The sequence below is a fragment of the Holophagales bacterium genome (genome assembly GCA_016719485.1).
Taxonomy (GTDB): Bacteria; Acidobacteriota; Thermoanaerobaculia; order UBA5066; family UBA5066; genus UBA5066.
On the sequence record JADJZB010000005.1, the window covers coordinates 1 to 19,024 of the forward strand.

Genomic DNA, 19,024 nt, shown 5'->3' on the forward strand with positions numbered 1-19,024 from the left:
TTCCTCTCGGTCCTCGGACGGACAGTCTCCCTCACGGCTGGCGCCTCCACGCCTACGTCCTGATGGGGAACCACTACCACCCTCCTCGTCCGAGACGCCCGAGCCGACCCTCTCGCGGGGATGCGTGACCCTGAACAGCGTCACGACGCAGCGCTTCAACCGCCGGCACGGCCGGGCGGGGCGCCCTTTCGAGGGCCGGTTCAAGGCGATCCTTCGAAAGGGACGCGCACCTGCTGGAAGTCGCCCGCTACGTCGTGCTGAACCCGGTGAAGGTCGGCTTCGCCCGAACTGCGGCGTCCTGGCCCTGGTCGAGCTACAAGGCCACGGCCGGACTCGTCGAGAGGGTCCCGAGTGGCTCGACACCGCGTGGACCTGCGCGAGCGGTTCAGACGGAGATCCGCTCGAGGGCGCGCCGGCGCCACGTCGCCTTCGTTTCCGGAAGGGAAGGGCTCCGGCTTTACGACCCGTGGAGCCAGCTGCGCGGGCAGGTCTTCCTCGGGTCCGAGTTCTCCCGCAGGCGGACGGAAGGCAACCCGGAAGTCCGCGGCCAGGGAAGTGCCGCGGGCCCAAGCGAGCCGGTGACGAGGCGCGGGAGGGAGGTCGGGCGGTTTTCGCGGCCTGACTCGAGGAAGATCGCCCTCGAGCGGATGGCCGCTGCCCGCGCAAGCACCTCGTCGATCGCGCTCTTCTCGCCTGGGCGCTGCGTTCCCGGTCGCGCGCGCCCTCGCCGCGATCGCCGGGTGCCTCGGCGTCGGCGTTGCGCAGGCCTCCGTCCTCGTCCGGCGGGGCGAGACGCTCGCCGGTCAGGACGCGAAGCTGGCGGCGTTCGTAGAGAAGCTCTGATGGGCTCGGCCGAGCCGCCATAATGGAAAATCAAGACCTGACCCCATTCCTCGTCGCGGGCGCGAGCGGCCTCGTGGGGGGGGCGCTCGTAAGACGACTGCTCGAGGACGAGACGGGGCCGGGCGTGGTGGCTGTGGTGCGGCGGCCGCTCGGAGGCGCTGGAGGACGGCTCACGGAGGTCGTGGCGGATTTCGGCCGACTCGAGGGCGTCGCGGTGCCGCCCGTCCGGACGGCGCTCTGCGCCCTCGGGACCACGATCGCGCGAGCGGGCTCCGAGGTCGCGTTTCGCGCGGTCGACGTCGAGGCCGTGGCCGCCTTCGCGCGGCTGGCGCGCCGCGCCGGAGCGACCCGCTTCCTCCTCGTGAGCGCCCTCGGGGCCGACCCGCGGTCGAGAGTTTTCTACAACCGGACGAAGGGCGAGGCGGAGGAGACGGTGAAGTCGGTCGGCTTCGACGGGGTCGCCCTCTTCCGTCCGTCGCTGCTCGTGGGGGAGCGGGCGGACAGCCGGCCTGCCGAGCGGGCGGCGATCGTGGTCTCGGGCCTCGTCTCGTGGGCCATGGCTGGTCCGCTCGCGCGCTGGAAGCCGGTCCCGTCGGAGGTGGTCGCTGCCGCGATGGTCGCGGTGGCGGGCGGCGTGCTCGCCGGCGTGCGGATCGTGGAGAACGACGAGATACACCGGCTCGGGGCGTGACGGCCTGAAGAGGCGCCGCCCGGACGGGCTGTAGAATCGAGAATCAAGACCTGACCCCTTGACGTCCTTCGAAGGAGCACGACATGTCGAGCGACACCCCGGACATTCCTCCACCGCCGACGCCGCCCCTGCCGCCTCCGCCCCCGCCGCCGTACGGCGCCGTCCCGCAGGTGGGGCTCCCGTGGGAGCGGCGCGCCGAGCTGGGCTTCGTCAACGCGTTCCTCGAGACGATCAAGCTCTTCATCACGAACCCCGCGGACGCGTGGCAGCGGACGAAGGAGAAGGGCGACTACGCGGAGCCCCTCATTTTCGCCATCCTCGTATCGTGGATCGGCATCGCCGTCTCCAGCGTCTGGAGCAGTCTCTTCGGGCAGGCGTGGACGGCATTCCTCCCTCCGGAGATGAAGGAAAGGCTCGGCGGAGCGATGGCGACGAACGCCGGCGCGCTCCTGATCCAGGTCGGGCTCGCGCCGATCCTCGTCCTCATCGGGCTCTTCGTCGGCGCGGCGATCTACCACGCCAGCTTCCTGATCGTCGGCGCGACGAAGGACTCGACCTCCGGCTTCGAGGGAACGTTCCGCGCCGTCTCCTACGCGTCGGTGTCGAACCTCGCGAACGTCATTCCGTTCGTCGGCGGCCTCGTCGCGGTCGTCTGGAACCTGATCCTGATGGTGATGGGAGCCGTCCGGATGCACCGGACGACGCAGGGGAAGGCGATCGCGGGGGTCCTGATCCCGTTCGCCGTCTGCTGCGTCTGTATCGTCGTCGTCGTGGCGGTCGTCATCGGTGGTCTCGCGGCGGCGTTCGCGGGGCGATGACGGCGTGACCGAGCCCGGCGAGGCGGCGGCCGGCGACCCGCGGCGGCCGGCCGCCGTCCAGCTCGGGTTCCTCTGGGGGGCGGCCGCGGCGAGCACGGCCGCCCTCGCCCTCGCAGCGCCGGGCCTCGTCTCGCGCGCGGCGTCGGCGCTCCCGCCCTGCCTGGCGAAGGTCCTCACGGGCGTCCCCTGCCCGGGGTGCGGAAGCGGACGGGCGACCCTCGCCCTCGCCCGGCTCGACCTGCCCGCCGCGTTCGTCTGGAACCCGCTCTTCTCCCTGGCGGCGCTGCTGTTCGTGGCCGGCGGTGCCGTGGCGCTCGCGATGGCTCTCTCCGGGCGCGGCGTGCCCGAGCCACGGACGCTCCCCGTCACGCTTCGGGCCGCGCTGGTTCTCGCGGTCGTCGCGAACTGGGCCTGGCTGGTCTTCGACGGGCGATGAAGCCCTCCCGCGACCCGTCAGTGGACGAGAGGCGGGTCCTCGTCGTCGCCGTCCCGAAGACGCTCGGGCTCGAGCGGTTCGTCCCGTAGCGCGGAGAGCTCTTCGGCCTCCCAGGCCGCGAGGCGCGCGGCGCGTCGCCCCCGGGCGACCCGTACCGCCCAGGCCGCGAGGAAAACGATCCCGAGCCACACGGCGGCCGTCGACGTCAGGATCGGAAGCCAGCGCTCGAGGCTCCGGCGCGACGTCCAGAAGACCGCCGTCTCGTCGCGGAACGCGACGCCCGTGCGCGCTCGGAACGCCGCCTCGAAGGGCTCTCCCCCGGCCATCCGGCGAAGGACCCGCTGCGGGAAGGCCGACCCGTGCCGGGCGAGGAGGTCCCCGAAGAACGCCGAGGAGAGCGCGTAGGCCCTGTTCGCGTCACTCCGCCCTCCGTGGAAGAGCCCGTCGACCTGCGCGAACCTGAGGCGCGGCCCGGTGAGGATGGCAAGCGCCTCGCGCACGTCGTCCTCGATCACGCGCTCGCGCCCCGCGGCCATCGCGAGCCCCTCGTCGAACCAGCGGGGCACCATCCGCCCTCCCGCGGCCCGGAACGTCAGGACGTGGGCCACTTCGTGCCTCACGACGTCGGGAAGCCCGTCGTCCGGCCAAACCGGCGTCCGCGTCGGGATCAGGACGACCGTCCCTGCCGGAGGGTCGGCATATGCCACGGCCCAGGCGGGGGCGCGCCGGGCGAGGGGGCTGCCCTCCGGCGCGACAAGGACCCGCACCTCGCCCGGGTCCCAGAGGCCCGTCAGCTCCATCGCGGGGACGAACGCCTTCGGATCGAGCCGCTCCACCTCCCGCGCGTAGGCGGCGAGAGCGGGAGGTGACGCGACGAGGAGGCGGGGGGGTGCCGAAACGGCGACGGCGGCCCAGGAGAGGGCCGCCGTCCCGATCAGGATCCGTGAAGCGAATCGCGCCGTCAGCGCTTCCACTTCTTCAGGATGTCGATGACGTTGTCCCCGATCCGCAGGAGGTTCTCCTTCGAGGAGCCGCCGATGTGCGGCGTCATGACGACGTTCGGGGCCGTGAGGAGCGGGCACGACGGGTCGGGCGGGTCGCTGTAGAAGACGTCGGTCGCGTAGGCGCGCACCTTCCCGCTCTTCAGCGCCTCGGCGAGGTCCTCCTCGACGACGACCTTGCCGCGGGCGGTGTTCACGAGGATGACGCCGTCCTTCATCTTCGCGATCGCGTTCTTGTCGATCATCCTTCGTCTCCGGGGTGAGCGGCAGGTGGATCGAGATGTAGTCGGAGAGCGCGAAGAGCTCGTGGTCGTCCTCCACCATCTCGGCGAGGGCGTGGTTGGAGATGTAGTGGTCGTGCGCCACGACGCGCATCCCGAACGCGATGGCGCGGCGTGCGACCTCGGTGCCGATGAGGCCCGCTCCGAGGAGGCCGAGCGTCTTTCCGTAGAGCTCGGTCCGCTTCAGCTCCTTCTTCAGGAACTTCCCTTCCCTTATGCCGTTGTGCCCCTCGATGATCCGGTTGGGGACGGTCATCATCAGGGCCATCGTCAGCTCGGCGACGGCGATGGACGAGGCGCGCGGAGTGTTCCGGACCTCGATGCCCTTCGAGCGGGCGGCCTCGACGTCGATGTTGTCGAGGCCCACGCCACCCCTGATGATGAGCTGCAGGTTCGGAGCGGCGTCGAGGTACTCCTTCGTGACCTTCGTCTTCGACCGGACGAGGAGGACCTCGGCTTCGGCGATCTTCGCCGCATCCTGCGTGACCTCTCCGAACGGCGTCAGGCGGCCGGGGAGGGAGTCATCGAAGGCGTCGGCGATCAGGATCTTCATCTCTTCCTCCTGGTGAGTTCGGGCGCCGCAGCGCCCGGGAGGCATTCTAGGCCGGAAGGAAGGTCGGGAGCCTTCCCGCGTCCGCTCCGCCGGGCCGGCCGAGGGGGAGCTACGATTCGACCATGAATCCTGAGATCGAGTTTCCCGCGGACCGGGTCGCCGCAGCCCGCAGCCGCGTCTCAGCCGCCCGAAGGGTCGTCGTGAAGGTGGGGACGAACGTCGTGATGGGCGACGACGGCGCCCTCGCCCTCGGGCGCCTCTACGGCCTGATCGAGGCCGTCGCCGCAGAGCGCCGGAAGGGGCGGGAAATGGTCGTCGTCTCCTCCGGCGCGGTCGGCCTCGGGGCCCAGCGGCTGGGCCTTTCGGGAAAGCCGAAGTCACTCGCCCTCAAGCAGGCCTGCGCGGCGATCGGGCAGGGGCGGCTCATGTCGATCTGGTCCGACGCGTTCGAGAAGGTCGGCGTCACCGCGGCGCAGGTCCTCCTGACGGAGGACGACTTCGCGAGCCGCGGGCGATACCTCGCGCTCCGGGCCACGCTCGAGGAGCTCCTCTCCCTCGGTGTCATCCCGGTCCTGAACGAGAACGACACCGTGGGGACGGCGGAGCTGGAGGCGCCGGCGGGGCACGTCTTCGGCGACAACGACAAGCTCTCGGCCCTCGTGGCGACCAAGGTCGGGGCGGACCTCCTCGTGATCCTCTCCGACGTCGATGGCCTTCACACCGCCAACCCCTCCCGGAATCGCCTGGCGCGGCGGATCCCCGTCGTCGCGGAGGTGAGCCCGGGGGTCCGCGCGCTCGCCGAAGGGGCCGGCGCCCGGGGACGGGGCGGGATGGCCACGAAGCTCGAAGCGGCCGCCATCGCCACCGCCTCCGGCGCTCTCGCGGTCATCGCGAGCGGCCGCAGGCCCGGCGTGCTCGAGGAGATTCTCGCGGGGGAGGATGCAGGGACCCTCTTCCTTCCGAAGAGCACGCTCACCGGCAAGCGCCGGTGGATCGCCTGGGCGGCCCTTCCCTCCGGAGCGATCCACGTCAACGACGGCGCCCGCGCGGCGCTCGTTTCCGGGAAGGCGTCCCTCCTCCCCGCCGGCGTCACCGCCCTGGAGGGGGAGTTCGAGAAGGGGGACGTCGTGAGGATCCTCGGGAGCGACGGGGCTCAGTTCGCCCGCGGCCAGGTCAACTACGGCCGCGCCGACGCCGCGAAGCTCGTCGGGCGACGCTCGGACGAGGCGCGGGGAGGAGTCCCCAGGGGCTACGACGCCCTCGTGACGCGCAACAACGTCGTCGTGAGAGACGCGGCAGGAGAGGGGGAGGCGAAATGAGCACGGACGTCCGGAGAGCCGCGGAGAGCGCCAAGGCCGCTTCCCGCAGGCTCGCCACGCTCACGCCGCGCTCGAAGAGCGCCGCGCTCGACGAGATCGCCGCACGCCTCGAAGCCGGCGCCGCCGCGATCCTGGAGGCGAACGCGGCCGACGTCGGCGAGGCCGAGGAGCGCGCAGCGCGCGGCGACATGACGGAAGCGCTCCTCTCGCGGCTCCGGCTCGACGCCGCGAAGCTCGCCGGGATGGTCGACGGCGTCCGCGCGGTGGCACGGCTCGAGGACCCGGCAGGCCGCGTCCTCACCCGGACGCTCCTGGACGACGGCCTCGTCCTGGAGAAGGTCTCCTGCCCGCTCGGCGTCCTGGCGGCCGTCTTCGAGGCACGTCCCGATGCCGTGACGCAGATCTCGGCGCTCGCCATCAAGTCGGGGAACGCCGTGATCCTGAAAGGAGGCCGCGAGGCGGCCCGGAGCACGGCGGCGCTCGTCGGGGCGATCCGGGCGGGGCTGGCGGAAGCGGGCCTCCCGGAAGACGCCGTCCAGTCGATCCCCGATCGCGAGTCGGTCGACGCCCTCCTCGCCCTGGACGACCTCGTCGACCTCGTGATCCCGCGCGGCTCGAACGCCCTCGTGAAGTCGATCCGGGAGCGGACGCGGATTCCGGTCCTCGGGCACGCCGAAGGGGTCTGCCACGTCTACGTGGACGCGGCCGCCGACCCGGAGATGGCGCTCTCCATCGTCCTCGATTCCAAGCTGACCTACCCGGCGGCCTGCAACGCCGTGGAGACCGTCCTCGTCCACCGGGCGACCGTGGCGGACGTGATGCTCCCGCTCCTCGGGACTCTCCTCGAGAATAGGGTCGAGGTGCGCGGCTGCGAGGAGACGTGCGCGGCCGCGCACGGGCTCCCCGTCGCCCCGGCAACGGAGGAGGACTGGCGGACCGAGTACGGCGCCCCGGTGGTTTCCGTGAAGGTCGTCGAGAGCCTCGACGAGGCGATCGCCTGGGTGAACCGCTACGGCTCGTCCCACACCGAGGCGATCGTCACCGGCGACCGTCTCGCGGCCGAGCGGTTCCTCGCGGAGGTGGACGCCGCGGGCGTTTACCACAATGCCTCGACCCGCTTCGCCGACGGCATGCGCTACGGCCTCGGGGCCGAGGTCGGCATCGCGACGGGGAAGCTTCACGCCCGGGGGCCGGTCGGCCTCGAGGGGCTCGTCACCTACCGCTGGATCCTGCGAGGCCACGGCCAGGTGACGGCTTCCTACGGCCCCCAGGGGCGCGCTTTCCGGCACGAGAAGCTCCCCGTTCACTGACGGCGGCGGTCGGCGGCTCCGTCCGGGGCCTCGGGCTCACTCCGTGGGTGCGGCGTCGTCGAGGTGTCCGGTCGTCAGGTACTTCTTCGTCTCGGAGGCGATCAGGCCGTTCAGGACGAGGAGCGAGACCAGGTTCGGGATCGCCATCATGCCGTTGGCGATGTCGGCGAACGACCAGACGGCCGGAAGGGTCGCGACGGAGCCGACCATGACGGCGGCGACCCAGAGGACGCGGTAGGGGCGGACGATCCGTGGCCCGAAGAGGTACTCGGCGGCCTTCTCTCCGTAGTACGACCAGCCGAGGATCGTCGAGAAGACGAACGTCAGGAGACCGACGGTCAGGACGATCGGGCCGACGTGCGGGATGTGGCTGAAGGCCGTCTTCGTCAGCGCCGCGCCCTTCAGGCCCGCGTGCCAGTCGCCCGAGTTGACGACGACGAGGCCGGTCATCGCGCAGACGACCACGGTGTCCCAGAACGTGCCGGTCGAGGAGACGAGCGCCTGGCGGACGGGGTTCTTGGTCCTCGCGGCTGCCGCGACGATCGGGGCGCTGCCGAGGCCCGACTCGTTCGAGAAGAGGCCACGCGCGACGCCGAAGCGGATCGCCTCCTTCATTCCCGCGCCGAGAAAGCCGCCGATGGCGGCCTGCCCGCTGAAGGCGCTGGAGAAGATGATGCGGACCGCCGCGGGGAGCGTCTCCCAGTGAAGCACCAGGAGATATGCGCAGCCGAGGACGTAGAAACCCGCCATGAAGGGCACGAGGAGCTCGCAGACCTTCGCGATCGACTGAATGCCTCCGAGGATGACGATCGCCGTCAGAACCGTCATGAGCGCGCCGCTGACCCACGGCGAAATCCCGAACGTCTCCTGCGCGAGGCTGGCGATGGAGTTCGCCTGGACCGTGCACCCGATTCCGAAGGCGGCGACGGACGTGAGCGCGGCGAAGATGACGCCGAGCCACTTCGCGTTCATCCCTCGTTCGAGGACGTACATCGGGCCGCCGCACATTGCGCCATTCGCGTCCTGGACCCGGAAACGGACGGAGAGGAGCGCCTCGGAGTACTTCGTCGCGATGCCGAAGACGCCCGTCAGCCACATCCAGAGGACGGCGCCGGGACCGCCCGCGGCGACGGCGGTCGCGACGCCCACGATGTTCCCGGTCCCGATCGTCGCGGCCAGGGCGGTCGTCAGCGCGCCGAACTGGCTGACGTCTCCGGCCCCCTCCTTCTCCCGGCTGAAGGAGATCTTGATCGCCTTCCAGAGGTGTTTCTGGGGGAAGCCGAGGCGGATCGTCAGAAAGAGATGGGTCCCGAAGAGCAGGATGATGAGGGGCCAACCCCAGATGAAGTCGCTGCCCCTGGCCAGAAGCTGCTCGATGGCCGCCATGCCGTCCTCCTCGCAGAAAAGAAGCGGGGAGGGAGCCTCCCCGAAAGCCGTCGGGCAGGATAGTCGAGATCAGCCGGCGCCGCTTGCCTGCCTTTTCACGAGCTCGGAGACGGCCGTGAGGGCGGCGTGCCGGTACATGTCGGACAGCGTCGGGTAGTTGTAGAGCGATTCTGCGATACCGAAGGCCGTCGCCTGCATCTTCATGTAGGCCTGCCCGATGTGGACGAGCTCGCTCGCCGAGTGCCCGACGATGTGGACGCCGATGAGACGGGCGGTCGCCGCGTCGAAGACGAGCTTCAGGAGTCCCTGGGTGTCGCCGATGATCTGCCCGCGCGGGTTCATCCCGTAGTGGCCCCGGCCGACGACGTAGTCGATCCCTTTCTCCTGCAGCTTCTCCTCCGTCTCGCCGACGTAGCTCACCTCCGGGATCGAGTAGATGGCGAACGGGATGTTCTCCGTGCTCGCGGACGTGCCGGTCAGGCCGAACGCGTGGCGCATCGCCCGTCGCCCCTGCTCCATCGAGGTCGAGGCGAGGGCGGGGTAGCCGATGACGTCGCCGACGGCGTAGATGTGCGGGTGCGTCGTCTGCAGGTCGCCGTTCACCTTCAGCAGTCCGTACTTGTCGGGAACGAGGCCGATCGTCTCGAGGCCGAGGTCCCTCGTGTTGCCGTCGCGTCCGACGCAGTAGAGGAGGACGTCGGACGTGATCCGGCGTCCCTTCTGCGTCTCGATCGTCACCCGGGGCGGGGAGCCCGGGACGGGTTCGACGTTGAGGTAGCGGTCGTCGTGCAGGATCTCGACGTGCAGCTCGCCCAGCTCGCGGCCGAGGATCGTGACGATCTCGCGGTCGAGGTAGGGGAGAAGCCGGTCCCGCGTGTCGACGAGCGTCACGTAGACGCCGAGCGCCGCGAAGATCGATGCGTACTCGATGCCGATGACTCCCGCCCCGAGGACGGTCATCGTCTTCGGCATCCGTGGGAGCTTCAGGATCGTGTTGCTGTCGAAGACGCTCTCGGCATCGAACGGAACGTCGGCGGGGCGATTCGGGCTCGACCCGGTCGCGATGACGAAGACGTCGCCCTTCAGGGTCCCCTTGCGACGCCCGTCCTTCCCCTCGACGGCGACCGTGTGCTCGTCGACGAAGCGGCCGTGGCCCCGGAAGACCTCGATCCGGTAGCGCCCGAGCGACGCGTTGATCATGTCCAGCTCGCGCTGGACGACGAGCCGCTCGCGGTACATGAAATCGGCCACCGTGACGTCGTCCGTCACCTCGGTCTGAAAGCCGTGGAGCCGGTGCCGGGTCATGCCGAGGAAGAAGAGGGCGCTCTCCCGGAGAGTCTTCGAAGGGATCGTCCCCCAGTTCACGCGAGCTCCGCCGACGACGGCGGCCCGCTCGACGAGGGCGACGCGCTTGTGCGCCTTGGCGGCCTGGATCGCGGCGCGTTCGCCTCCCGGGCCGCCGCCCAGGACGACGACGTCGAAGTCGGAGGTGGAAGGTGCGGGTGTCACGGCGCGGATCGTAGCAAGGCCGGTCGCGCGCCCGGGCCCCCTCCTCAGAGGCCCTGGAACTGCGTCGGCTTCAGGTACGAAGCGGCGTTCGGGACGATGTACTGGATCCCGCCCGCCGTCGCCATGTACCCGGTCGCGTTGGAGCGCGGGGCGACGGTCACCGCCTGGCCGGGCAAGCGCTTCGTCCAGGTGTCGATCGTCCCGGTGGTGTGCGCCTCGAGGGCCGAGGCGTCCCGGAGGACCTCGAAGCGGACGAAGGAACGGTCGGCCGGGTTGATTCCGAGCTCGTGCCGGGAAGCGCCGACCTTCGTGTAGAAGAGCTTGTGCGGGGGCTCGGTCGGGACCCGGTATGCCGCGAGCTCCGTCCCTTTCGGCAGGACGACGGAGCGGACCGGACGCGAGAGATCCATCGCGGCGAGGAAGAAGAGGGCCGCGGAGGTCGGGAGGGTCGGCATCTGCGAGGCGAAGAAGGCGAGCGAGACGCGGACGCCCTCGCGGCGGGCAGGGGCGTCGGGGATCGAGAGCGCCTCGATCCACTTGTCGAGACCCTGCTTGGAGAGGTAGTCGGACAGGGACAGGTTCGCCATGGAAACCTCCTGATCTCTCATTCGCCGTACTGCTCCCGATCATATCGGACCGGCTAGACTTCCCGGATGCCCGCCAGCACGCCTCCGAGCGCCTCGCCCACGCTGTCGCCGCCGCCTTCCTTCTACCGGTGGCTCGTGCTGCTCTCGTGCAGCGCGGCGATGTTCGGCAACTACTACGTCTTCGACGCCCTCTACCCGGTCACGCCGCTCCTCGAGAAGGCCTTCGGCTTCACGGGCGCACAGGTCGGGCTCCTCGATACGGCCTACAACGTCGCGGCGCTCCTGACGCTGATCGCGGGGGGCGTCCTGATCGACCGGATCGGCGTGGCGGCCTCGGCCGTTCTGTTCGGGACGATCGGCGCCGTGGGGAGCATCGCGATCGCCGTCCTCCCGGCGCTCCTCCCCGGCAGCCCGTGGGCCGGGATGATGATCGGCCGTTTCCTCCTCGGAATCGGCTCGGAGCTCTTCATCGTCGCGGCGACGACGGTCGTCGGACGCTGGTTCAAGGGGAAGGAGATCTCCTTCGCCCTCGCGATCCAGCTCCTCATCGCGCGGCTCGGCTCGTGGGCCGCCGACAAGTCGCCCGACTTCGCGAAGTCGCTCTTCGGAAGCTGGCAGCCCCCCCTCCTCCTCGCGGCGTGCCTCGGGCTTCTCTGGCTCGTCTTCGCCATCGTCTACGCCGGTCTCGAGAGGCGCGCCACGAGGGTCTACGCCGTCTCGCGGCCCGGCGCGACCGACAAGCTCGTCTGGTCGGACCTCGTCCGGTTCGACCTCGGCTACTGGTGGGTCGTCGGCCTCTGCGTCGCCTTCTACGCGACGATCTTCCCATTCCGCACCTTCGCAAACCTCTACTTCATCGAGGCCAAGGGTCTCTCGCCCGAGGCCGCCGGGAACCTCAAGTCGATCCTCCCGCTCCTCTCGATGATCGGCATGCCGCTCTTCGGCCTCCTCGCCGACAAGATCGGCAAGCGCGCGCTCCTGATGGCGGCCGGTTCGGCGCTCCTCGTGCCTCCGTTCTTCCTCCTGGCCGGCACCTCGATCTCCCCGACGATCCTGATGGGAATGCTCGGCCTCGCCTTCGCGCTCGTCCCGGCGGTCCTCTGGCCGGCGGTCACCTACCTCGTTCCCGAGGCCAGGCTCGGCTCGGCCTACGCGCTCATGACGTTCTGCCAGCAGGTGGGCTGGGCCGGCATGAGCTGGGGCCTCGGTCTCCTGAAGGACGGCGCTCACGCGAGCGCCACGAACCCGGCGGGCTGGAACCCGGTCATGTTCGCGCTGGGGTCCCTGGCCATGCTCGGCTTCGTCTTCTCGTTCCTCCTCTGGAGGAGCGAGCGCGGCCCGAAGAGCCACGGCCTGGAGGCGGTGACGCCGACGGCAACGGGCCACCCGCCGAAGAGCGTCGACCCCGCCTGACACCGTCGACGGAGGCGGGCTCGCCGTGGATTCGAGCCGCTCCCTCCGCCTTGCGGAGGCAAACGGGATCGCACCCGGGGTCTCACGACTCCCATAGAGACAATGCCCTGGGTCAGGGAGACAACGACGGCATGGTGGACTGGAGGTCGGGTGAGAGGATTCTCCTCGTCGACGACGAGGAGCCCCTGGTCGAGCTCGTCTCGCTCAGCCTCGTCGACCTCGGCGACTGCGTGACCGGTCTCACCGACCCCGAGGAGGCCCTCGCCGAGTTTTGTTCGCGGCCCCGGGACGAAGTGAGGTCGGTGGACGAAGCGGCCGCGAAGGAGGTGGGCATCCTCGGCTTCGCATTCAAGGGCAGCTCCCCTCTCGAGATCGCCCAGTCCCGCGACCGGATCTTCCGACGGGAAGGGGGGCCTGAAGCCCTCTTCGTACGCCGAGCCTCGAGCGTCGGAACGCCGGGCTCGAGCGGGTCAACGACGACCGGGGGCACGGTGTCGGCGACCTGCTGCTCTCGGCGGTCGGAGAGACGCCGAGGGCGAGCGTGAGGACGAAGGACGGGGCCGTGACAGGGTCGTCCGCGCGGAGCCGGGATGAGGAGCCGGGTCAGGTCCTGTCGTTTCCGAGGCTGAAGAAGAAGGTCGCTCCAGCTCCGGGAGACGCCTCCGGCCAGATTCGTCCGCCGTGGCGGGCGACGATGCGCTGCACCGTCGCGAGGCCGATCCCGGTGCCTGGGAAGTCGTCCACGCCGTGCAGGCGCTGAAAGGGCTCGAAGAGCTTCGTGGCGTGCGCCATGTCGAAGCCGACGCCGTTGTCCTTCACGAAGAAGGCCTTCTGTCCGTCGGTCTGGGCGCAACCGATCTCGATCCGCGCGCCGGAGCTCTTCGAGGTGAACTTCAGGGCGTTCCCGATCAGGTTCTCGAGGACGACGTGCAGGAGACGGGGGTCTCCTTCGGTCGTCATCCCCTCCGCGACGACGACCTGCACGGCGCGTCCCGGCTCGAGAGCGAGGAGGTCGGCCGCCACGCTCGTCGCGAGCCTGCTCACGTCGACCGGCACGAGGCTCAGCTCGAGCCGCTTGAGGCGCGAGAGGTTCAGGAGACCGTCGATCAGGCTCGCCATCTTCCGGGCGGCCGCCCGGATTCTCCCGAGGTAGTGGTGCCCCTTCTCGTCGAGCCGGTCGGGGTATTCGTCGAGGAGCGCCGCGCTGAAGCCGTCGAGAGCGCGGAGCGGAGCCCTCAGGTCGTGCGAGACGCTGTAGGAGAAGCTCTCCAGCTCCCGGTTCGCGGCCTCCAGCTCGGAGGTCCTGGCGTGGACCAGCTCCTCGAGGTGCGTGCGATAGGCCCAGAGCTCCTCCTCCGCCAGCCGCCGGTCGGTGACGTCCATCGCCGTGGTGGTCACGATCCGCCGGCCGTCGGGCAGGCGACCCAGCGGCGCCGTGCTGAAGTCCCAGTACCGCAGGCCTCCGACCTTGGTCCGGATCGCGAACTCGCCCTCGCGGACCGACTCGGCCAGGGTGAAGCGGGACGCGATGTCGGCCCGCGCGACATCCCGGCGTTCGCCGTAGGCCTTCTCGGCCCACTGCTCGATCGTACGGAGCTCCTCCGGGGAGTAGCCCGAGAGGCGGCACCAGGCGCGGTTCACGAGGAGGATCTCGCCGTCGTCGGCGTAGAGGCCGATCGGGAAGGGCGACTCGGAGACGATGCGGCGGAAGCGGTTCTCGCTCTCCTTCAGCGCGTCTTCCGCAGCTTTCAGCTCGGTGACGTCGAGGCTGGTCCCCACGATCTTCCACGGCCGCCCTCGCTCGTCGGCGGAGACGACGCCCCGGTTGCTGACGTGACGGACGCGTCCGTCGCGCCGGCCGATCCGGTAGGTGGACCGGTAGAGCGCTCCCCCTCCTCGTCCCAGCGCATCGGAGACGGCGCGACGCGCCTCCTCCCTGTCGTCGGCGTGGACGAGGCCGAAGAACTGCTCGAGGGGTCGCGAGGTCGCCGGGCGACACGTCGAACAGGCGAAAGAGCTCGTCCGAGCCCCAGATCTCGTTGCGGGCGACGTGCCACTCCCCAGCTCCCGAGGTGGGCGACGGCCTGGGCCTCGACGAGGCGGGAACGGCTCTTCTCCAGCTCGGCGGTTCTCTCGGCGACGAGCTCCTCGAGGTGGGCCCTGTGGCGCCGCAGGTCCTCCTCGGCGCTCCTGCGCGCGTCGATGTCCTGCAGGACACCCCCGACCCGGACGACCTTTCCGTCCTCGACGTACGCGCGTCCGATCGCCCGGACCCACACGCGGCGGCCCTTCGCGGTGTCCAGCTGGACCTCCGCGTCGAAGGGCTCGCCCGTGGCGATCGCCCGGGCGAGAAGATTCGCGATGACGGGTCGCGATTCGGGCGCGTAGAACTCGAGCCCGTTCTCGACGGTCATCCGGAAGCCCGGCTCCACCTCGTGGATCTCGCGGACGACGTCGGTCCAGGTGAGCTCCGCCTTCCGGACGTCGTACTCCCAGCCTCCCACCCTCGCGAGGCGCGAGGTCTCGTCGAGAAGATGCCGCTGCCTGTCCAGCTCGGCCGTTCGCTCGGCCACCAGCGCCTCGAGGTGCTCCCGGTGGGTGCGCAGCTCCCCCTCGACCTTCCTCCGCTCCGTGATGTCCTGGAGCAGCGCGACGAAATAGTCGACGGCTCCGTCGCCGGTCCTCACGCAGCTCACGGAGAGGTGGACCGGTACGACGCTGCCGTCCTTCCGGAGGAAGCGCTTCTCGAGACTGTAGCCGTCGATCTCGCCCCGGGCGACCCTTTCGAACCGGGTGACGTCGGCGTCGAGGTCGTCCGGGTGGGTGAGCGACGCCCAGGTCAGCGACGCGAGCTCCTCGCGGGTGTATCCGAGCATCCTGCAGAGCTGGTCGTTCACCTCGAGCCAGCCTTTCGTCGGCGAGGTGATGCACGCGCCGACCAGCGGCATCTCGAAGAAGCTCCGGAAGAGAGCCTCGGATTCGCGGCGCCTTTCCTCTGCGTGCCGCGACTCCGTCACGTCTTCGACCGTGCCCGTCCAGACCGTGTCGCCGTCCTCGAGCAGCCTCGGGATCGACTCGAATCGGATGCACCGGACCCGCCCGTTCACGACGAGCCTCCCCTCCCAGCGAAACGGCAGGCATCGGGCGACGGCCTCGGCGTTCCCGGCGACGAATCCTCTTCGATCATCGGGAACGACGACGTCGGCGATGGATCCCGGCTTCGAGCCGAGGCCTGCAGCGTCGATACCGGTGATCTCGGAAAAGCGCGTCGAGACGAACTCGACCGAGTACGCCGTGTCGGCGGCGGCCTGCCAGTCCTGGGGGGCCAGCGGAGGCAGGGGGCGAACGCGAAGGCGGTAGATCCCGCGCGGCTGCGCCTCGACGAGGTCCTTCGAACCGGGAGGCGGCGTCGGCGCTGGGTGACGTCGAGGACGTCCGTGAGCTGCGTCCGTCCAGGCGGTGAGAGAACGGCGTCCGAGAACTGCGGCCGCCGCACGCCTCGCAGCCGACGGTCACGTCAGGGGGGAGGAGGTCCATCGCCACCGTGACGATGCCTGGCCGCCGGACGCCCCGCAGCGACCGCCGGGTGTGCGCGACGAGAACGCTTTTCGCGGACAGCCTGAGGGCGCGCGCCCCGGCGTACCGGCGAAGCGCTCTCAGGCGCTCGGCGACCCGGAGATCGTCGCCACGGCGCTGCCCTGCCGCGGCGGCGGGTCCTGGTCGGAAGAGAGGACTGGCCCGACGGCGCATGCAGCCCAGCCAGCGCGGCACCTGACGGGCGCGGCGCTGCGCATCGCGGCGCGCAGGGAGGGCCGTGACCTCGGAGAACGGGTCAACTTCACCGCCGGAGACGCCGGTGACGACGACGAGGCCGCCGGAAGGGAACTCCACGTCGATACCCTTCAGCGTGTTGCGCGTCGCGCCCCGCACGGTGATCGCCGGGGAGAGGCCTCGCCGTCCGCCTGGGATGCGGCGGTGGACATTCGGAGGCGGGCCGTGTACGTCGACGGGTCCGCCTCGAGCGTGGCGGGTGAACCGGAGGCGACGATGCGCCCGCCATCCGACCGGCACCGGGGCTGAGCTCGACGACGCGGTCCGCCGCCGCGACGAGGTCGGGGCCGTGCCGACGACGACGACGACGGCGTTCCCGCTGCGGAGAGGTTCCGCAGGGCGGCGAGCCTGGGCTCGCAGTCGCGGGGTGGAGCCCCGCGTCGGCCTGGTCGAGACGTAAAGCCTGCCGCCGACCAGGCCGCTGCCGAGCGCGGCTGCCAGCCGGACCTCTGCGCCTCCCCGCCTGAAAGCGTCGCGAGCTCGCGCCGGAGCGAGGTAGCCGAGGCCGGTGTCGCAGAGGGGCCTGCACGCGGCGGCCGAGGTCGAGCCGGATCGGGGCCGGGAGAGAGGATTCCGGGAGAGACCCGCGCAAAGCGGCGGCACCCTGCCTGAGACCGTCGAGCCACACGCCGAGAGTCGGGCGTCGCGGCGCGACGCGCGCTCCGGGCGCCTGGAAGGCCGCGCAGGTCACCGCGCGCGGTGCGGGCTTTCAGCCGTTCGCCGCCGCAAACCGCGCACCGCTGGCCGACGAGGGAGCGGTCCGGGACTCTCGCCGCGCTTCGTCCGCGTGGACCTCTCGCAGCCTCGGCCCGATGAGCCCGGCGAACCCGGCCCAGCGCGCGTGGCCTCGAAGCGATGGACGCCGCTGCGTTTTCCGCGGCGGTAGCTCCATTCGACTGCGAACAGCTGGTCGCCCGCGCCATCGCGAGCTTCTGCGCCTCGAGGGAAAGCTTCACGCCATTCCGGGAGCCACCGCCAGGCTGGAGAGCTTCGGCGGCGGCCTGAAGGTGGCGACGTGCCTGGCCGTCGGGCCTGGACAGGTGGCGCTGAACCGCGCTCCCCGAGAGCCCCGCCGTCCAGGGGTCGATCGGGGCGTCACGAGGCGCGAGGGGTCGCAGGCCTGGGCGGAATCCTGAGCCCCGGCACAGACAGGCACGCGCCGCGCTCGGAGGGGGCGAGAAGTCGGCGGCCCAGGAGCGGCTCGAGCCCTCTCCCGCACGCGCACGCCGGGCCTGAAGCCTGGGAGCCCGCATCGGGGGACACGGCCGCGAGCCGGCCCGGCGAAGAGGAGGCGGAGCAGCTCGTCGATCTCGGTCACCGCTCCGACGGTCGTCTGCGAGCCTCGCCAGCCCGGCTGCGCGGGAACGGCGATCGCGGGCCCCAGGTTTCGGCGGTATCGAGCCAGCCGCCGCGCATCGGGAGGAAACGGCGCGCCCAGGGAGAGACGAGATCGGCGAAGCGCGCCTGATTCCGCCAGAGCGCTGTCGAAGACGAGGAGGACTTCCCGGGGAACCCGAGGGGCCTGTCACGACGGTGAAGCCGGGGGCTGGGAACGAGGCCGTCACGCCGCGCAGGTCGTGGGTCGACGCCGGTGAGCGAGAGGGGGACGTTTCGACCCGGGGTGCCGGGCCGTCCCGGCCCGGTCCGCACCGAAGGCTCCCGTCGACGGCCTGCCGGATGGAGAACTCACCGCGGAGCGCTGCGCCGGTGGGCGCTTCGGGCACGCCGCGATCTCGGCGACCGTTCCCGCGACGAGGACGCGTCCTCTTCGGGGACTGCTGCTGACCGATCTCAGATCCGGTCGGCCCGCGCACGAGCCTGAGGTCGATCGCCACGAGGAGGGTGTGCCCACCGGCAGAGAGGCGCTGGAACGCCGTCACGAGGACCGTCACGTCGGCCGCGTGGAGGCTGATCGTCGGTCCGTCGAGGACGACGAGGGCTGGGCCGCCGCCTTCGCGAGCCCGGTCGCGAGTTTGATGCGTTGGGCTTCGCCCCCGAGCGCCGTCGCGCGCTGGGCCGAGCGGGAGATAGCCCAGGCCGAGGTCGACGAGCGGTCAGGATGTGCGAGAGCTTCCGGTGCCCGCGGAAGAGCCCCGGCTGCGGCCTCGATGCTTCCGGCGAGAACGTCCGCGATGTCCTGCGCCCGTCGAGCCGCACCGTGAGGACGTCGGATGCGAAGCGCCGGCTCCGCGCAGGCGTCGCAGACGAGGTCGACTGAGCCGAGGTAGCGCATTCCGACTTCGACTCCCGCGCCCTCACACGACTCCGCACCGGCCCCGGCCGTGCTGGAACGAGAAGTGCCTCTTGCCGAACCCCAGCGCCTGGGCCTGGGCCGTCGCGGCGAAGAGGTCGCGGATGTGATGAAGGCGCCGGTGTAGGCCGCCGGGTTCGAGCGTGCGGCCGACCGATCGGGTCCGCGTCGACCGTCACGATCCGCGGGAAGGGGCCGTCGATACGCAGCCTCGACGACGGCTGCGAGCAGCGAGGTTGATGGCGCCTGCGACCCCCGATTGGTACAGATTGATTGACCGGAGGCGAAGCGTGGAGCGAAGCGTCGACGACGGAATGCCGAGAGAGGCCGCAGATCGTGACGCGCTTCGCCTTCGCCTGCGCGTCCTGGCCACGCAGCCCCAGGCTCGCCGGCGGTGACTCCTCGATCAGCCACCTGCGGGTCGGCGTCGGGCCCTTTCGACGGATCAGCCCGGCCGGCGGTCCGGGAGAGAGGAAGGTGCCCACCCTTCGTGCCGAGGGGCCGAGATCGAGAAGCCGGTCGGCGCTCAGGGCGAGCTTTGCGCGTCGTGGTTTCGACGACGACGACGGTCTGGCCTCGGCCGCGGAGGCGGAGCAGGACCCCAGCAGGCGGAGATGTCGTGTGGGTGCAGGCCGGGCGCCCGGCTCGTCCAGAACGACGACGAGGCCGCGCAGCTCGCCGAGCGCGAGCGTCGCAGGCGCAGCCGCTGCGCCTCTCCGGTCGAGAGGGTCGGCGCGGCGCGGTCGAAGGAGAGGTAACTGACCGAGCCCGTCCACGAGCGCACAGCGCGAAGAG

The 19,024-nt window shown here is 70.8% G+C and carries 14 protein-coding genes and 2 pseudogenes; 8 read left to right on the forward strand and 8 right to left on the reverse strand.

Translation table 11 applies throughout. From position 1 onward, the window contains the following. Positions 1-865: 865 nt before the first annotated feature. The 3 genes from IPN03_05130 (at position 866) to IPN03_05140 (ending at position 2,788) form a co-directional block, all read left to right on the forward strand. Entirely contained in the window at positions 866-1,534 is a 669-nt protein-coding gene (locus IPN03_05130; GenBank protein ID MBK9373110.1) for an NAD(P)H-binding protein, read from the forward strand. An 83-nt stretch (positions 1,535-1,617) separates the two neighbouring features. After that, positions 1,618-2,352: a YIP1 family protein gene (locus IPN03_05135; protein MBK9373111.1), complete on the forward strand. Its 735-nt coding sequence runs from the start codon at positions 1,618-1,620 to the stop codon at positions 2,350-2,352. A gap of 4 nt (positions 2,353-2,356) precedes the next feature. Further along, positions 2,357-2,788, forward strand: coding sequence for a DUF2752 domain-containing protein (locus IPN03_05140; GenBank protein MBK9373112.1), 432 nt, complete (start codon positions 2,357-2,359; stop codon positions 2,786-2,788). 17 nt (positions 2,789-2,805) lie between these two features. On the opposite strand, the gene IPN03_05145 is transcribed toward IPN03_05140, so the two are convergent. Beyond that, on the reverse strand, positions 2,806-3,762 hold the full coding sequence (locus IPN03_05145; GenBank protein MBK9373113.1) for a hypothetical protein: 957 nt from the start codon (positions 3,760-3,762) through the stop codon (positions 2,806-2,808). Then, positions 3,750-4,623 (reverse strand): annotated as a pseudogene (locus IPN03_05150) (hydroxyacid dehydrogenase). Before IPN03_05150 ends, IPN03_05145 begins: the two are co-directional and overlap by 13 nt. Before the next feature lie 122 nt (positions 4,624-4,745). Between IPN03_05150 and proB the strand changes: the two are divergent. Further along, entirely contained in the window at positions 4,746-5,942 is a 1,197-nt protein-coding gene (gene proB / locus IPN03_05155; GenBank protein ID MBK9373114.1) for a glutamate 5-kinase, read from the forward strand. Continuing rightward, positions 5,939-7,252 (forward strand): glutamate-5-semialdehyde dehydrogenase, encoded by a 1,314-nt coding sequence (locus IPN03_05160; GenBank protein ID MBK9373115.1) that lies wholly within the window; start codon positions 5,939-5,941, stop codon positions 7,250-7,252. Before proB ends, IPN03_05160 begins: the two co-directional genes overlap by 4 nt. Positions 7,253-7,288: 36 nt before the next feature. On the opposite strand, the gene IPN03_05165 is transcribed toward IPN03_05160, so the two are convergent. The 3 genes from IPN03_05165 to IPN03_05175 all read right to left on the reverse strand — a co-directional run bounded on the left by IPN03_05165 (position 7,289) and on the right by IPN03_05175 (position 10,734). Further along, the gene (locus IPN03_05165; GenBank protein MBK9373116.1) at positions 7,289-8,638 is read right to left on the reverse strand and encodes a sodium:alanine symporter family protein; all 1,350 of its coding nucleotides are present in this window, start codon (positions 8,636-8,638) and stop codon (positions 7,289-7,291) included. Between the two features lie 69 nt (positions 8,639-8,707). Continuing rightward, positions 8,708-10,147, reverse strand: coding sequence for a Si-specific NAD(P)(+) transhydrogenase (gene sthA, locus IPN03_05170; GenBank protein MBK9373117.1), 1,440 nt, complete (start codon positions 10,145-10,147; stop codon positions 8,708-8,710). A 44-nt stretch (positions 10,148-10,191) separates the two neighbouring features. Then, on the reverse strand, positions 10,192-10,734 hold the full coding sequence (locus IPN03_05175) for a hypothetical protein (GenBank protein ID MBK9373118.1): 543 nt from the start codon (positions 10,732-10,734) through the stop codon (positions 10,192-10,194). 66 nt (positions 10,735-10,800) lie between these two features. Here IPN03_05175 and IPN03_05180 point away from each other — a divergent pair, with 66 nt between their 5' ends. Together IPN03_05180 and IPN03_05185 are read left to right on the forward strand one after the other, a co-directional pair. Further along, on the forward strand, positions 10,801-12,147 hold the full coding sequence (locus tag IPN03_05180; protein MBK9373119.1) for an MFS transporter: 1,347 nt from the start codon (positions 10,801-10,803) through the stop codon (positions 12,145-12,147). Positions 12,148-12,278: 131 nt separating this feature from the next. Next, complete coding sequence (locus IPN03_05185) at positions 12,279-12,692, forward strand: response regulator (protein MBK9373120.1); 414 nt, start codon at positions 12,279-12,281, stop codon at positions 12,690-12,692. 58 nt (positions 12,693-12,750) lie between these two features. Here the strand turns inward: IPN03_05185 and IPN03_05190 are convergent, their stop codons facing one another. From IPN03_05190 to IPN03_05200, 3 genes and pseudogenes are all read right to left on the reverse strand, one after another. Continuing rightward, positions 12,751-13,266, reverse strand: a complete 516-nt coding sequence (locus tag IPN03_05190) for a hypothetical protein (protein MBK9373121.1) — start codon at positions 13,264-13,266, stop codon at positions 12,751-12,753. Between the two features lie 225 nt (positions 13,267-13,491). Further along, positions 13,492-13,929, reverse strand: a pseudogene (locus tag IPN03_05195) (PAS domain S-box protein). Next, positions 13,896-15,254 carry a PAS domain S-box protein gene (locus tag IPN03_05200; protein ID MBK9373122.1) on the reverse strand — a complete coding sequence of 453 codons (1,359 nt, stop codon included), beginning with the start codon at positions 15,252-15,254 and terminating at the stop codon, positions 13,896-13,898. Before IPN03_05200 ends, IPN03_05195 begins: the two are co-directional and overlap by 34 nt. Positions 15,255-15,735: 481 nt before the next feature. Between IPN03_05200 and IPN03_05205 the strand changes: the two genes are divergently transcribed. Beyond that, positions 15,736-16,227: a hypothetical protein gene (locus IPN03_05205; GenBank protein MBK9373123.1), complete on the forward strand. Its 492-nt coding sequence runs from the start codon at positions 15,736-15,738 to the stop codon at positions 16,225-16,227. Positions 16,228-19,024: the final 2,797 nt, after the last annotated feature.

Excerpts from the sequence above, each read along its gene's own strand:
- IPN03_05165 (MBK9373116.1), bottom strand. The coding sequence starts at position 8,638 with ATGGCGGCCATCGAGCAGCTTCTGGCCAGGGGCAGCGACTTCATCTGG.
- IPN03_05175 (MBK9373118.1), bottom strand. The coding sequence starts at position 10,734 with ATGGCGAACCTGTCCCTGTCCGACTACCTCTCCAAGCAGGGTCTCGAC.
- IPN03_05160 (MBK9373115.1), top strand. The coding sequence starts at position 5,939 with ATGAGCACGGACGTCCGGAGAGCCGCGGAGAGCGCCAAGGCCGCTTCC.
- IPN03_05185 (MBK9373120.1), top strand. The coding sequence starts at position 12,279 with ATGGTGGACTGGAGGTCGGGTGAGAGGATTCTCCTCGTCGACGACGAG.
- proB (MBK9373114.1), top strand. The coding sequence starts at position 4,746 with ATGAATCCTGAGATCGAGTTTCCCGCGGACCGGGTCGCCGCAGCCCGC.
- IPN03_05135 (MBK9373111.1), top strand. The coding sequence starts at position 1,618 with ATGTCGAGCGACACCCCGGACATTCCTCCACCGCCGACGCCGCCCCTG.
- IPN03_05130 (MBK9373110.1), top strand. The coding sequence starts at position 866 with ATGGAAAATCAAGACCTGACCCCATTCCTCGTCGCGGGCGCGAGCGGC.
- IPN03_05190 (MBK9373121.1), bottom strand. The coding sequence starts at position 13,266 with ATGGCGAGCCTGATCGACGGTCTCCTGAACCTCTCGCGCCTCAAGCGG.
- IPN03_05180 (MBK9373119.1), top strand. The coding sequence starts at position 10,801 with ATGCCCGCCAGCACGCCTCCGAGCGCCTCGCCCACGCTGTCGCCGCCG.